Annotated in this window: 11 protein-coding genes; all 11 read left to right on the top strand. The window is 38.4% G+C overall.

The genetic code is table 11. The features are described from left to right. Nucleotides 1-9: 9 nt before the first annotated feature. The 11 genes from AC0VZ4_RS12225 to AC0VZ4_RS12175 all read left to right on the top strand — a co-directional run bounded on the left by AC0VZ4_RS12225 (nucleotide 10) and on the right by AC0VZ4_RS12175 (nucleotide 14,726). A complete protein-coding gene (locus AC0VZ4_RS12225) occupies nucleotides 10-4,035 on the top strand; it encodes a type I restriction endonuclease subunit R (RefSeq protein ID WP_475439802.1) in 4,026 nt (1,341 codons plus the stop codon). Continuing rightward, nucleotides 4,028-4,720 (top strand): M48 family metallopeptidase, encoded by a 693-nt coding sequence (locus AC0VZ4_RS12220; RefSeq protein ID WP_033028747.1) that lies wholly within the window; start codon nucleotides 4,028-4,030, stop codon nucleotides 4,718-4,720. Before AC0VZ4_RS12225 ends, AC0VZ4_RS12220 begins: the two co-directional genes overlap by 8 nt. 44 nt (nucleotides 4,721-4,764) lie before the next feature. Next, nucleotides 4,765-5,577: an alpha/beta fold hydrolase gene (locus tag AC0VZ4_RS12215; RefSeq protein ID WP_475439801.1), complete on the top strand. Its 813-nt coding sequence runs from the start codon at nucleotides 4,765-4,767 to the stop codon at nucleotides 5,575-5,577. A gap of 188 nt (nucleotides 5,578-5,765) precedes the next feature. Beyond that, entirely contained in the window at nucleotides 5,766-6,173 is a 408-nt protein-coding gene (locus tag AC0VZ4_RS12210) for a hypothetical protein (RefSeq protein ID WP_475439800.1), read from the top strand. 303 nt (nucleotides 6,174-6,476) lie between these two features. Beyond that, on the top strand, nucleotides 6,477-7,445 hold the full coding sequence (locus AC0VZ4_RS12205) for an IS30 family transposase (protein WP_475439697.1): 969 nt from the start codon (nucleotides 6,477-6,479) through the stop codon (nucleotides 7,443-7,445). 526 nt (nucleotides 7,446-7,971) lie between these two features. After that, nucleotides 7,972-10,101: a ferritin-like domain-containing protein gene (locus tag AC0VZ4_RS12200; RefSeq protein WP_475439799.1), complete on the top strand. Its 2,130-nt coding sequence runs from the start codon at nucleotides 7,972-7,974 to the stop codon at nucleotides 10,099-10,101. A 110-nt stretch (nucleotides 10,102-10,211) separates the two neighbouring features. Further along, on the top strand, nucleotides 10,212-11,117 hold the full coding sequence (gene bufB / locus AC0VZ4_RS12195) for an MNIO family bufferin maturase (RefSeq protein WP_244958506.1): 906 nt from the start codon (nucleotides 10,212-10,214) through the stop codon (nucleotides 11,115-11,117). A gap of 23 nt (nucleotides 11,118-11,140) precedes the next feature. After that, the gene (locus AC0VZ4_RS12190) at nucleotides 11,141-11,992 is read left to right on the top strand and encodes an HvfC/BufC family peptide modification chaperone (protein ID WP_475439798.1); all 852 of its coding nucleotides are present in this window, start codon (nucleotides 11,141-11,143) and stop codon (nucleotides 11,990-11,992) included. 180 nt (nucleotides 11,993-12,172) lie between these two features. Then, nucleotides 12,173-12,934 carry an IS5 family transposase gene (locus tag AC0VZ4_RS12185; protein ID WP_475439610.1) on the top strand — a complete coding sequence of 254 codons (762 nt, stop codon included), beginning with the start codon at nucleotides 12,173-12,175 and terminating at the stop codon, nucleotides 12,932-12,934. 123 nt (nucleotides 12,935-13,057) lie between these two features. Further along, nucleotides 13,058-13,396: a methanolan biosynthesis protein EpsI gene (locus AC0VZ4_RS12180; RefSeq protein ID WP_149604929.1), complete on the top strand. Its 339-nt coding sequence runs from the start codon at nucleotides 13,058-13,060 to the stop codon at nucleotides 13,394-13,396. Then, nucleotides 13,389-14,726 (top strand): SPFH domain-containing protein, encoded by a 1,338-nt coding sequence (locus AC0VZ4_RS12175; protein WP_475439797.1) that lies wholly within the window; start codon nucleotides 13,389-13,391, stop codon nucleotides 14,724-14,726. Before AC0VZ4_RS12180 ends, AC0VZ4_RS12175 begins: the two co-directional genes overlap by 8 nt. Nucleotides 14,727-14,858 lie beyond the last annotated feature (132 nt).

The raw sequence follows: 14,858 nt of genomic DNA, 5'->3' as shown, positions 1-14,858 counted from the left end.
GGAAAGCCTGTGTCTGAATATCAGTTTGTCGAACAGCCATTATTAGCCCAATTAAAGTCATTGGGCTGGAAGGTATTAGATTTAGGGGAAGGTATTCCACAAGATCCTGCCACTAGCTTGCGTGATGATTTTCGGGAAACGGTGATAAAAGCCTTGTTTGTGCAAGCGGTTTATCGGCTAAACCTGATAGCAGAAGGTGAACATAAAGGTAAGCCTTGGTTAACGGATGAACAGTTAAACACCATATACGATGACTTTACCCGTTTAGGCAGCGACAAACTGCTGGCCGCTAATCAACAGTTTTTAACTTGGCTGTCTGACTACCAATTGGATAAAAACCATGTCACGGGAGAGAACAACCCGCGCGTGACCATTATTAATTTTGACCACTGGCAAGCCAATAGCTTGTACGCCATAAACCAATTTAGAATAGACACGCCGGGCAGTAGCAAAAAACAGATCCGCCCTGATATTGTGTTATTTGTGAATGGCTTACCCTTGGTGGTAATTGAATGCAAACTCCCCGATGCCACCAGCGCTAATCCCATTTATGAAGGCATTGAGCAACTGCGCCGTTATGCGGATTTGCGTGAACCCACCCACAGCGCCAACAGAGAAGGCGAACCTAAGCTTTTTTATACCAACCAGTTAATGATCATCACCTGTGGTGAACACGCCAAATACGGCACGATTACTTCTAAACAAGAACACTACTTTGATTGGAAGTTAGAAGATGCAGAGCCGCGTAAACTCAACGCACAGCAAGCCTTAGTCGAAGGCATGTTACACCCTGCTCAGTTGCTCGATATTACTAAAAACTTCACCTTGTTTATGGGCGCAGCAGGCAAACAAGTTAAAGTGATTTGCCGTTACCAGCAATATCGTGCGGTGAATAAAATTATTACGCGTATGCACCAAGGCGAAACCGGTCTAGAACGCTCTGGCGTGGTGTGGCACACCCAAGGCAGTGGTAAAAGCTTAACCATGGTGTTTTTAGTACGTAAGTTACGTACCGATAAAGCCTTGCAGCAATATAAAGTATTAATGGTCAATGACAGGCGTGACTTAGAAGAACAACTGGGTAATACCGCCATATTAACCGGCGAATATATCACTAAAATAACCACACTCGCTCAAGCAAAAACGGAACTAGCCAAAAGCAGCTCTAATCTAAATTTAGTGATGATGCACAAGTTTAGAGAAGACGCCGCGAAACACTTGCCACCAGCCGTTAGAAAACAACTGGCGCGACTAGAAGACAAAGGCGAATACGATGCTGAATTAGACATTCAGTTGTTTAAGCCTTTTGACGTGATTAATAACGACCAGCGCATTCTCATTTTAGTGGATGAAGCCCACCGGACTCAGCGTGGTGGTAAAGACAAACCGAGTTTGTCTGATAATTTAATGGATGCGTTTCCACAAGCAACGCGTATTGCTTTTACGGGTACACCGTTAATTGCAGAACACCATAAAGAACCCACATGGAAACGCTTTGGCATTGACCAAGAGTCGGCTTACATCGACAAATATAAACTCAAAGATGCCGTCAGTGACGGGGCTACTTTACCGATTATTTATGAAGGTAAAACCGCAGATAGCGCCCTTGAAAATAAATCGGAATTTGATCGCAAATTTGAAGATTTATTTAAAGAACGCAGCGATGAAGAGTTACTTGAAATTCGCAAAAAATACGGTGCAGAAGGCGATATTTTAGAAGCTGAAAAGCGGATAAAAGCCATTACTCAAGATATTGTGGAGCATTATACGAGTCGCATATTGCCAGCCGGCCTTAAAGCACAAATTGTCTGTTCAACCAGACAGGCGGCGATTTATTATCAAGACTATTTTAAGTTGGCACTGGACGCGCTAATTGAACAAAAGCAGCAAACCTCAAAAAGCGATACTGAGATAGAACAGCTTAATTTATTAAAATTTGTTAAAACCGCTGTGATTATTTCATCAGGGGATAATAATGAAAGTACCGCCCAGCTAGCGGCAAGACGGTACAGCTCAGAGCACAATGCGATTGAGAACTTTAAGCGCCCCATTGATTTTACTGAACCGGATACTGGCATTTGTATTTTGATTGTCTGTGACATGCTGCTAACTGGCTTTGATGCACCCATTGAACAGGTTATGTATATAGACAAGAAAGTAAAAGAGCATAACTTATTGCAGACCATTGCGCGGGTAAACCGAACTTACCCAAACAAAACCCATGGCTTTATTGTAGATTATATTGGTTTAACCAATGCGTTAGACGATGCCTTAAAACTCTATAACTCTGATGATCAAGCCGATATTCGCTCAGAACTAGGTAGCATTGAAGATGAAGAGCCTGTTTTAGCCCAGCGTTACCAACGTGTTTTACAGTTATTCATTGAAAATAAAGTCAAAGATATTGAATTGCTGGTTACACAGCAACTCGACAGCGAACGCCATTATAAAATACAAACCGATGCCATTGACTGCTTAGACGACATTAGATTACGTGAGCAATTTACGGTTTTTTATAAGAAGTTTCTACAAAGCATGGATGTAATTGTGCCGCATCCACAAGCTGACAAGTACAAAATCCCTATGTACCAGTTTGCTCGCCTTCAGCAGTTAGCTAAATTACGTTACCGAGACGACAGCCTTAACTTTTTTGGTGTCGGCGCTAAAATTCGTCAGTTAACCAATGAACATTTAATTAGTTTAGGTATTAATCCGACCATAGCACCGGTTGATTTATTAAGTGATCAGTTTGAAAGTAATATAAAGACTCGTGTTGTAGCAGAAGATAAAAAATCGACAGCCAGTGAAATGGAACACGCTATTCGTAAACACTTAAAAGTAGAAATGGATAGCGATCCCGTTTTTTATAAAAAAATGAGCGATAAGTTAGAAGAGGTTATTCGTAAACATGCCGGTAACTGGGAGCAAATGGCGCTGTTATTAGGAGATTTGCGTGTTGAAGTGCTACAAGGTCGTGGCCCAAGTGCAGGCCAAGATGAACCCTTTTTTGATTTAATTACTGATCTTGCCTTTAAAGACGGTGGCTTAGCTGAGCACATTGAAGAAGTGCAGGCGATTAGTAAAAATGTTGTTGAAGATATTATTCATAACATTAATGGGATGAATTTTTGGGATAGAGAAGACGAGCTTGTTAAGCCGTTGCGTCAAAAATTACGTGAGCATTTTATTTTAAGTGATGTACCACAGCTTGAAGAACATGCTGAACTACTCGCCACTGAAATTTTAAGTTTAGCTAAAAAGCGCGATCAAAAAATAAAAGAGTTTATTGATTTGCCTAGCATGAACAGCGATTCTCACATTGATTGGGAAAGTTTAAAAACCCATGTTAACGGCACCGATTTATACTTTGTTGAGGAATTGGCGAAACAAGTTCCTTATATCTCTATTGGCGAATTAAGAGTTAAAACCGATATTGAATATGATGCGCCATACGAGTCTAATTATTTAGTCCCTGAAGGTTTTGCTCGTTATGGTATTCATAACGACAAGGTATTAAAAGGCTGTACGGATTTAATACAGCTTTGTAATGAGCATTTGATCGTTGGTGAGAGCGTTGGTGTAGAGCATATTAAAGAGCTGGATGGTGAGCCAGTTAAACTTTTTTGGGCTATACGCAAAGCCGAGAAAGGCTCTACAGATATTACCTTAGAGTTAATTGCTGTTGTTTTTGCTGGCATTGGCATGTATCAAAGTGTTGAACTAATCGGCGTCAGATTGTGGGGGCTTTTACAATGGTCAGTTAAGACCATTGGCGGATACTTACCTGCGCTGAAAGAAAACAAAGATATTAGAGATCGTATAGAGCCTTATATTGGTGATTCCTTTAATATTTTGGAAACGAGTGATTCCATTGATAATAATCAACCTCCCGAAGAATCTATAAAAGTAGCTGTTAAAGAAGGTAAAGCACGAGCTAGGCTTCTAAGTGACGGAACTTATATATACACACCTGCTATTTGTTCTACAAAAGGAATAACAAAGTCAGTTAAAAAGATAGAAGGCAAAAATGATTGAAGCGCTTAAGTATAAAGATATAAATTACTCGTTAAAAAAGAGTGATCGCAAAACTATCAGCATTTTTATCGAGCGTGATGGTTCGGTGAACATTTTAGCACCTGCACCTTACCAGTTAGAAAAAATAGAAGAAGTTATAGAAGCAAAACGCAGTTGGATTTACCGAAACCTTGCTGAATGGGAAGACTTAAACCGTACTCAATTACAGCGTGAGTTTGTTAATGGTGAAGGCTTTATATATTTAGGTCGTAGTTATCGTTTAAGTCTTGAAGAAAACCAAGAAACAGATTTACTGTTGAAACGCGGTCGGTTTTTATTAAGAAGAGATAAAATTCATAGAGGCACTGAGATTTTTAAAGCTTTTTATAAACAAAAAGGGCTTAAAAAAATTAAAGAACGCATAGCGTTATATGCTCCTAAAATTGGAGTGAAAGTTAATAATATAAAAGTACAAGAATTACAAAATCGCTGGGGTTCTTGTAGTGCTGAAGGTAATCTAAATTTTCATTGGAAATGCTTAATGGCACCCGTTTCAGTACTCGATTACATTGTTGTTCATGAACTTACGCATTTACAGCATAGAAACCATGACAGCCACTTTTGGAATACTGTTGATAAAGTCATGCCGGATTATCACAAGCATATGAAATGGCTTAAACATAATGGTGCGGACATGAGTTTATAAACAAGTTTCTGTACTTAGTAGGTTTTAATTATAGGGCGGCTAGTTTGTTAAAAAATCTCGGAAAATCTATTTTTTGCTCACTTTTCATATCTACTAGTACTTTAGCTGGACTGGCTAAAGTTCAAGTAAATGGCTTTGACGTTGAATACGAGCTAGCAGGTAAAGGTAAACATACTATTTTACTTGAAGCGGGCGGTTCTGCTGGTTTAAGTGACTGGGATCCGGTTTTTGAATCACTTACCAAGCACGCTAAAGTTATACGGTATTCTCGTATTGGTAATGGCGGTTCTGCACAAATAAAGAAAAACTATAGCTCAGAAGAATATGCAGCTGAGGCTTTGTTATTACTCAAAACACTGAAAATAGAAGAGCCAGTTGTGTATGTTGCGCACTCTTATGGTGCTTATATTGCGCGTGTATTTGCTGCAACATACCCTAATAATATTAAAGCATTAATGTTAATTGAGCCTGCATCAGAGCACGATGTAGATATTATGCGCGCGATTGACTTGCCTCGTGCTGAAAAAGAAATTGCTGCAATAAAGCTCGACGATATGAAAAATGGAATGTCAAATCAGTATTTAGATTTTTGGGCAAAACGCCCACTATCTGATTATCCACAAATTGCTGACATACCCGTGACAGTAATTGCCTCAGTTAAAAAATATAAAAAGCCATCGGTATTATTTTTTACCGACAAAGCGCGTGAAATGTGGGGCGATTTACACTCAAAGTGGGCTAATGCATTTCCTCAAGGTGAAATAGTAATAACAGATAAAAGCTATCACTACCCGCAAAATGATGAGCCAGAAATGGTTGTAGCCCAAGTAGTTAAGTTACTTGAGCGCACTAAATAAGGTGTGGGTTTGGTTGCGAATTATATAAATATCAATTGACGTAAATTAGTGGTTTGGCATTAGACTAAAGTCTATAGATTAATTTTCTTCACTTATTAGGTTTGTTTTAATCGTTTGTCGTTTTTGTGTTAATTCTCTAAAGTTCAGTTGTCGGCAACAAGCACGGCTTAACCAACAGGACTACGACCATGAAACTTACTCTTATCAAAACTATCGCTATTAGCTCACTACTTACATGTTCAGCTGCTGCAGTAGCTGATGCAAGTGATTACAAATTAATGGTTATTGAAGCTGCCACAGCGCCACAGCCACTTGAGCAATCATTTAACAGCTGTGCATTGAATGTTAAGTCAAAAAATTATGCAGAAGCTGAAACAATTTGTACACAAGCAATCGCGCTTTTAAAAGACGCAGATGGCCCTAAATTTAAAGTACGTCAACTTACATCGTTTGCATTAAGCAACCGTGGTGTAGCACGTTTAAAAGCGAACAACGACACTGCTGGCCTTGCTGATTTATACGAAGCAAACCAAATGTCTACAAGTACAATGGTATCGCACAACTTAACTCGCGCTAAAGAAGATCTTTCTTTATAAGATTTATTAATAAAGTGCTTACTAAAGCATGATATAGATAGCGAGAGTAAAAAAGCCCATATTAGGTTAGCGCCTAATATGGGCTTTTTTGTATTTTTTGGGTTTATCATACGAGATTGAATGATGCCTAAGTTAGATCAACACGCTCTAAATTAAACCAATAAACATTGGCTATATTAGATATTTTACATGTAATAGACCACAGTTTTAGCATACCTAAATTCGGATAATAAGTGCAATTTCTCAGATTAGATGGCCAGCTGTTATAATTCGGCCATTCTCTCGCCAAAGGAAATTGCTTTAATGAAATATAAACAGCTGACACAAGCAGAAAGATACCAGATTTACGCGTTAATAAAAGCAGGAAATAACCAAAAACAGATAGCTGATGAACTCACTCGTTCACCGTCATCTATCTCTAGAGAGTTAAAACGCAATAAAGGGCTTAAAGGCTATCGACCTAACCAAGCCAATAATTTTGCAGAGCAAAGACGCAAGTCATCTTTCAAAGCAAGTAAGTTAACAGATGATGTTACTGACTGGATTAATAAATTGTTGGTTGACGGACTTTCGCCAGAGCAGGTGGCAGGCCGCTTAGCTTTAGAGAAAAAGGTCGTTTTGCATCATGAAACGATTTATCAATATATTTACAGAGACAAGGCTCGTGGTGGTGAACTACATAAGACACTCACTCGTGCATGTAAAAAGTATAAAAAACGCTATGGAAGCTACGATAAACGTGGACAGATAGTTAATCGAGTCAGTATTGATGAACGCCCAAGTATTGTGGATTCAAAGTCTAGGATTGGTGATTGGGAGGGCGATACAGTGATAGGCAAAGGGCGTAAAAATGCCCTTGTTACAATGGTTGAACGTAAAACGTTATATACAGTCGTTCACAGAATTGAAAGCAAGCATGCGAAAATAACAGCCGATGCGCTGATCAAGTGTATGACACCCTATAAAGGTAAGGTTATTACCGTGACTTTAGATAATGGAAAAGAGTTTGCTCACCATGAGCATGTTGCACAAAAATTAGAAGCGGATGTGTATTTCGCTCACCCATATTCATCATGGGAGCGGGGCATAAATGAGAATACCAACGGCTTACTTAGACGCTTCTTCCCCAAGGGAACTGACTTTATGTCGCTAAGTGAAGCAGAAATACAGGCGGCAGTTGATAAGCTCAACCATCGGCCAAGAAAAACAAGAGGGTATAAAACCCCTCATGAGTTATTTACGGGGCAATCAGAAGTTCTGGTGGCTGCATAATGATTGCACTTAATACTTGAATTCAAGATAGATAAAAACCGAGTTTAACGCATTTACACTGTTTTTTAATTTGGCGTAAATACAAAACCACAGATAACGTACGTATTACGAAAACAATTGAAGGGCAATGGGTTAGAGATACTCGCCGAGAAGATGGAACAATGCGAATAGTTTCTCCTTAAAGTATGAATGTTAATTATTTATGCTAATTAACCTGAACTCTGGATAATAAATCTATCTCAAGCGGCTATTTTCAGCGCTTTGAATAAAACGACAAAATGTTCAACATTAAAAACCACGTTAGGTTAATACCTACCGTGGTTTTTTTATTTTAACTAAAGGTGCTTATAAATCATGTGGTTATGTTATTTTAATCTCAGCTGTAACGCATGTAATATTGGTGTAATAGTAAGATTTTATCCCGTACGCTAAAGTATTTTAGAAGGAACATATTTAGAAATACTTAAATGATCCGTGTTTAAGTTTTTAGGGTGTTCGGGGTATTAATATCTAGGAGAAAACTACAATGCAGCAAGAAGCAATAACTAAACTTAAAAACCGTAACATTAGTCACCTCAAAGCCGATTTAGCGTGCGTAAAAGCAATAGCTCAAGCTGCTATAAATGTTGAGCTTTTCACTATTCCGCTTTATATGGTATCGCTTTATTCTATTAAGGGAATGCATCAAATTAACAGTGCCGGAAGTAAACTTTACACTGGGCGCTGGTGGCCAGGCTCTGGTGCAACGGCCGCAACTAAGGAAAAACCACGAACAACCAATGAAAATGTATTTAATAAGGTATACAGCGTTTTTATTGAAGAGATGTTGCATCTACAGTTAGCTTCTAATATGGCTAGCGCGATAGGTGTCACGCCTATTTTTACAAGTAAAGCATTACAAAGCGACGATTATGGTTGGCATTGTTATAAAGCAAATTCAACATTAATACCGCATATCTTAGATTTTACAGACTGGAAGGGCAAAGATCCTGATTTAAGTAAGTTAACAGTAGAGCTGAGGGCAATGAATGAGGCGCAGGTCGATCTTTTTTTAGCGATTGAAGAAAAAGCTGAGCGTGGACATGAGATGTTATTTAACCCTCCAGTAAAGCGGAAAAACGGCGATGTGGGAACGAAGTATTTTGAATCAGCGCCATTTAATTGGTTTACACCGAGTATGGGAGAAACTGATTTACCATTATTTGGCTCTATTGGTCATATGTACTTGTGTTATTGGGATTACTTAGAGATTACTTATTCCGATGGTAGTCATTTACTATCGCACTTAATTTCACCTGCAAAAGACAATGGCTTACAGCGAGATCAATTTAATAATACCCCACCGAGAGAAGCTAAGCAGTATCCAGGTATTAAAACTGAAATAGAATGTACAACTCAAGATTTGAATAACGTAAAACTACAGCTCATCAATAATATTAATGCTATTACTGACCAAGGTGAAGGTGATGATGTGGTTAAAACGATTATAGAACGTTGGGTAACTGAGCCTTGGGCGGTTTCGTTTGAGAAAGCTCAAACAAAAAAAGCGGGTATGCTCAGTAGCGTGCAATCTAAGTTTCAGCCGAGTAAAGAGGGCTTAATTAAAGATTACCCAGGGTATGATGATCAAGGAAATCCTACAGCGGCTGCATCAGGCTCTGCTCAAGCGCGCTTTGATAATGGGGGGAAAGATCATTTTGAACTATTCGACGAAGTTAAAAGCTTAATAGCTAAAGATGATTATATTACCTGGGATGTATGGCATGAAAATAACCCAGATAAACCTTGGAATGATGCAATGCTAGGTATTGATGGTGCACCTCACCTACCTAAAACATCCGATATTGCAGCGGCTTTAAATCGATTAGGTTCACCAGCAGAAATAGATAATACGTTTACTATTTTTAGCTCTTCTGCTGTTGGTACCATTAAAGGAATTACAACATCACTGAACAAATATTGGGCTGATCCTAAGTCACAATTTCCTTCGCCTGCGATGGGTGGCTCTGGAGATCGTGTTTCTATTTGTTGGGCTGTTACAGGCCGTTGTCCTGATCTAGTTACAGGCATTGAAAATCAAACAAAACAACAGTTGTATCATGCGTGTCAAGGTATGGCGATAGATGAAAGTAGTGGTGATGATAAGAATGTGTGTGCTGATAAATTGGCGTATCACAGCTGTAAAGGGTCGAACGAGTGTAAGACACAAGGTGGTTGTGGCTTTGTGCAAAGCGCAACGGGTGGCGGTAATTGCGGTAGTTCTGCGGTAGCAGGATTAAAAAGCGCGCCAGCAGATAATTTATGTGGCAGTTTGGGAGGTTGCGCTGTGCCTATTTCAGCATCACAACTTTACCCTGCACAAAGTGATGCTAATTATGAAATGCAGTTATATAAATTTGGCGAAGCCCCACACTTTCATGGACAAGAAATACAATGGCCAGAATTAGTTGCAAGAGATATGTTACCTCCTACTGTTGTTGAAAAAAACTCTATGCCTTATCACCAAGGTGAAGCTGTTTACGATGTTGCATGGCGCAGCTACTGTGCTGCAAAAGGTTTGGTGAAAGTGCAAGGTAGTGGCCATAATAAATCCATTCATATTCCTTCATCGCCGGCACCATCTGATATTCGCTTGGTATTACCGCCTTCAACTTAAGCGATTTTTTCAATAGCAAAATTAGTGTAATCAATTCAGTGCACCATTACACAGCTATAAACCGTAAGGCTCCTTTATGGGGGCTTTACTCATTTATAAGGACCAACATTTTGACGAAAAATATGCTTAATTTAGAGCCATTGGGATTTGGGGTTGGATTAAGAACACAGCATTTTCCTTATCTCATGAATGAAAAAGACTGGGGGATTGATTGGTTTGAAATAATTAGTGAAAATTTTATTGATAATTATGGCTATGCTCGTCACGTATTAGAAGAAGTCCGTGCAAAAAAACCGATTGTAATGCACGGTGTGTCAATGAACATTGGCAGTACAGATCCCTTAAATCAGGTATACCTTGAAAAGCTAAAAAAACTTGCTCATGAAATCGAACCTGAATGGATTTCAGATCACCTTTGTTGGACAGGTACAATGGGTGTTAATAGTCACGATCTTTTACCTATGCCACTAACTAAGGAAAGTTTTCAGCATGTGGTTTCAAGAATTCATTATGTGCAAGATTTTTTACAACGCCCATTAATACTTGAAAACCCTTCTAGTTACTTAGAATTTCAACAAAATACTTTTACTGAATGGGACTTTTTATCAGAACTAGTTAATCAAACTGGCTGCGGACTGTTGCTAGATGTAAATAATGTTTATGTGTCATCTTATAATCATGGTTATGACCCTGAAACATTTATTAAAAATCTCCCTCATGATCACATTGTGCAGATACACCTAGCAGGACCCACATTAATGGGGGACTGCCTTATTGATACGCATGACAGACCCGTGCCTGAAAAAGTGTGGTATTTATATCGACTGGCTCAGTCACTTGCTGGCGGTAATATTGCTACTTTATTAGAATGGGATGCCAATATACCTGACTTTCCTACGTTAGTGACTGAATTGAATAAAGCGCGTTCAGTTCTTAGAGGTGTCGTGCCAAGCACAGATAATATTTTTAGTACAATGAATAACACAATAGTACTCTCTACTCCAATAGTCCGTTAAATAACATATGGTTAGATTAAAGTATGAATGAAGTAACGCTGAAGAAAACACAAGAATGGATGATGACGATGTTAGTTGTACGTGGCGATCTTAGAGAAAAAGTGATGCAAGCTTCTGCACATACTGATATATCTTGGGAGTTATTAACCGAAGGTAAAGAAAGATCAACATTTTTTCGTCGCTTAAACATATATGCTGCAGGGTATGTTATGCGCTTAGTTGAGTGCTTAAAATCTGAATATCCAACTCTTGAGAGCTTTATGGGGGAAATAGTTTTTGCAGATTTTGCAAAAGCATACATTGTTACTCTTCCCTCGCAAAAGCCAAGCTTGTATGACTTAGGTGCTGGATTTTCACTGTTTCTTCAAAGTACTCGCCCAGAAGGTAATTATAGCTCTGAGGAGGAAGCCTTTTTTTCTTTGCCGGCTGAAATTTCTCGTGTTGAGCGAGCACAGGCGGAGGTATCATTAGCTAAAGGATTTGAAGGAGAGCAAGATGAACTCGCTGTATTAGATTTTTTTTCGATACTACAACAAAAGCTTACTGTAAAAACACCTCCTTGTTTACGTTTAGTTGAATTAGCTTACCCAATTATACCATTGATGAAAAAGCTCCAATTACATGATGGATATGATATGCCTGTAGCAAAATTAAATTTTGTCGCTTTTTCTCGTATTAATTATAAATTAAGTACATTAGCGCTTGAATCTTGGCAGTTTGAATTTTTAAAAGTGTGTAAGCAAGAGCCTCTTTTATCAAATTGTATTGAAATTACGTCAAAAGTCACTGGTTTAGATAAAGGTGATTTATTAGCGCGTTTATTGTTCTGGCTGCCCAACGCTACTGTGCATGGATTACTTAAAGTAACTTATTAATATAATCAAAAATATCACTTTATTCCGGCTTTTAAATTACAGCTTAAACTCTATTTTATTTATTAAACACTTTTTAATCTGTTTTTTACCTAGGGCGTGTTGATCTTTGCGGTATAAAAAACAAACAGCATAAGGATAAGGTATAATTGAATTCGCTAAAAAACGTTACACCGAACCCTCATGCCAAGATTAATGTTAACAGACGCGACATGGAATGTCTTATCAAAAGTAATGCACTTAAGTGGTCGAATTTATAATAAGCCTGAGCATAGAAAAACGCTCGAAGGCATACTCTATAAGATGCGTACCGGTATTCCTTGGCGAGATTTACCGTCTTATTTCGGCTCGTGGAGTGCTATTTATAGACGATTTAATTTATGGTCCAAAAAAGATATTTTGAATGAATTATTTCGAGTGTTATCCCACTATGCTGATATGGATTGGATCTTTATTGATGGCAGTATTGTCAGGGCTCACCAGCATAGTTGCGGTGCAAGAACCGCTGACAATGAATCAATCGGTAAGAGTCGAGGTGGTAATTCGACTAAAATTCATCTTGCAGTAGATAGCGGAGGATTGCCTGTTTATTATGAATTATCCTGTGGAAATACGCATGATATCGTCCATGCAGAGTCACTTGTAGCCAATTGCCCAACGAGTAATGTTGTTGTCGCAGATAAAGGCTACGATAGTGAAAAACTAAGAGAGTTTATTCGTGACAATAGCGCTACACCCGTTATTCCACGCAAGGATAACAGTTTAGTGGGTAATGAAGATATTGACTGGTGCATGTACAAATATAGGCACTTAGTTGAGAATGCCTTTGGTCGGATCAAACAATATAGAGGGATAGCCACACGGTATGAAAAGCTTGAGCGGAATTATCATTCCATGCTCGCTTTAGCATTCACTATGATGTGGCTACCAATATGGGCTGATTAATATATATACTACAAAGATCAACAGCCCCTAGCATTACTGTAAAATTATCGGCTTAACATTTGTATAGCAATATTTACAATTGTTATTGCTCGTTAAGTATTTAAACTAATTTAAGTAGAGCTTATGATTTTTTACATTATAGGGTTAAGTTTACTTGTTATTATTTTATGCGTTGCGCTTTATGTAATTTACAGCAATATAAATAAAAGTCGGGTAAGAAAATCCAAGGAATACAACGTACTGTTTGATAAAGATACGATAGTGGATGAACTAATCACTCAACTAACAGAAAAAAATCAAACACAAGAAAACCAAGATAAAACAGCTAAAGGTAAAGAAGAAATCCTCGCAACATTTGTTGAACTACATCGTTCAGGCAGTTTTTGCGCGCACTTGAGTGAGCAGGAAATCATTTACTTTGTTAAAAAGAAATTAAACATGGAGAGTAATAAAAATGGATAGCGAGAAAAAAGCGGTTCCAGCAGTAAAAAGTGATTCATTTATGAGTCGATTTGGTCGTCGAAATGTAATTTTAGTTTCATCAATTGTTATTGTGTTAGCGGTAATCGCAACACTCACATCACAAGTTATTTCATGGAATGAAGCCGATGAGCGTTTAGTACATCAATCGGCTTTTACCGGCAATTTAACAGTAATAAATCAGGCTGGCCCTTATTTAAAAGCGTTTGGTACTACATCGGCCTATAAAAAAGTGATTTCGATTAACTTTACCGGTGACGCAAATGCAACAGCAAGTGCAATTGTACCGCTCATTCCTATTCGTTTTTTAGATACCACAACAGGTGGAGCACGCGGTGTATCGCGTTTTAGATTACCAGGTAATGTGCCTGCAGCTGAATCAGGTGCTTTGCGTGGTTTACTTAAAATCCATGAAGAATTTGGTTCACAAGAAACATTAATATCTAATTTATTAATGCGTGCGACCACTGAAAATGTAAAAGCGTCGGCGCGTATGATGTCGGTAGAGCAACATTATTCAGGTGGTAATGGTCAATTAAGCCAAGATTTTGCTGATCAATTAACCAACGGTATTTTTGTTACTGAACAAATTATTAGTACCGGTGAGCGCGATAAATCTGACGATTTAGGTAATTTAAGTAAACAGCAACGTGTCACTATTAATATTAAAATGGACGATGAAGGTAATACACTGCGTAACGCACCTATTTTAGGCGCTTACGGTATTACAGTAGTTGATGCCAGCATTATTGACTACGAAAGCAAAGTAAATGCTCGCCTTGAAGCCCAAAAGCAAGCTGCTGCTGATGAAGCACTAGCGCGTCAAAACCTTAAAAAAGCTGAGCAACAAGCACGTACTGAAGTGGCTTTAGGTGAACAAGCCATCGCTAAGCAACGTGCTGAATCTGAAAAGCTAAAAATCAAAGAGCAAATTGATGCTGAACGAATTAAGGCAAATGCCATTATTTCTGCGCAGCAAAGAGTGGCTGTAAAAGCGGAGCTTGCAAAAGAGCAAGAAGAGATTTTAAAGCAACAACGTTTAGAAGCATTAGGTATGGACGTTTTAGCTGAAGCTCGTTTAAGAGCTAAATCTGCGGCACTTGATCCTAAGTATGTATTTGATGAAACGCTAAAAGCAGAAGTTAAAATTCAAACCGCTTTATTTACAAGCTTAGGTAATAGCCGTTTAGTGCCTGAAATTGTAATAGGCGCAGGCCAAGGAGAGCAAAGCAATGGATCTGAGTTTATGCGCTTATTAGCAGCCGATGCAGCATTGAGTCTTAAAAAGCGTTTAGAAAAAGAGAAAAAATAAACGATTAGTTAAGTATTGCACAAAGAATAAAAACGTTGGCTGATTCGCATTGGCCAGCGTTTTTTATTGCGTAAATTTTGTTATTGTATGGTGCGGCTTAGCTTGTGAAAACAAGCTTTTTAAATTATGAAA

The organism is Pseudoalteromonas sp. QJM3NY_22 (assembly GCF_056173065.1).
This window is presented reverse-complemented; position numbering and strand designations above follow the sequence as displayed.

What these genes read in the sequence shown, in the direction of transcription:
- AC0VZ4_RS12185 (WP_475439610.1), top strand. Translation starts at nt 12,173, where the DNA reads ATGCCAAGATTAATGTTAACAGACGCGACATGGAATGTCTTATCAAAA.
- AC0VZ4_RS12220 (WP_033028747.1), top strand. Translation starts at nt 4,028, where the DNA reads ATGATTGAAGCGCTTAAGTATAAAGATATAAATTACTCGTTAAAAAAG.
- AC0VZ4_RS12190 (WP_475439798.1), top strand. Translation starts at nt 11,141, where the DNA reads ATGAATGAAGTAACGCTGAAGAAAACACAAGAATGGATGATGACGATG.
- AC0VZ4_RS12205 (WP_475439697.1), top strand. Translation starts at nt 6,477, where the DNA reads ATGAAATATAAACAGCTGACACAAGCAGAAAGATACCAGATTTACGCG.
- AC0VZ4_RS12175 (WP_475439797.1), top strand. Translation starts at nt 13,389, where the DNA reads ATGGATAGCGAGAAAAAAGCGGTTCCAGCAGTAAAAAGTGATTCATTT.
- AC0VZ4_RS12200 (WP_475439799.1), top strand. Translation starts at nt 7,972, where the DNA reads ATGCAGCAAGAAGCAATAACTAAACTTAAAAACCGTAACATTAGTCAC.
- AC0VZ4_RS12180 (WP_149604929.1), top strand. Translation starts at nt 13,058, where the DNA reads ATGATTTTTTACATTATAGGGTTAAGTTTACTTGTTATTATTTTATGC.
- AC0VZ4_RS12210 (WP_475439800.1), top strand. Translation starts at nt 5,766, where the DNA reads ATGAAACTTACTCTTATCAAAACTATCGCTATTAGCTCACTACTTACA.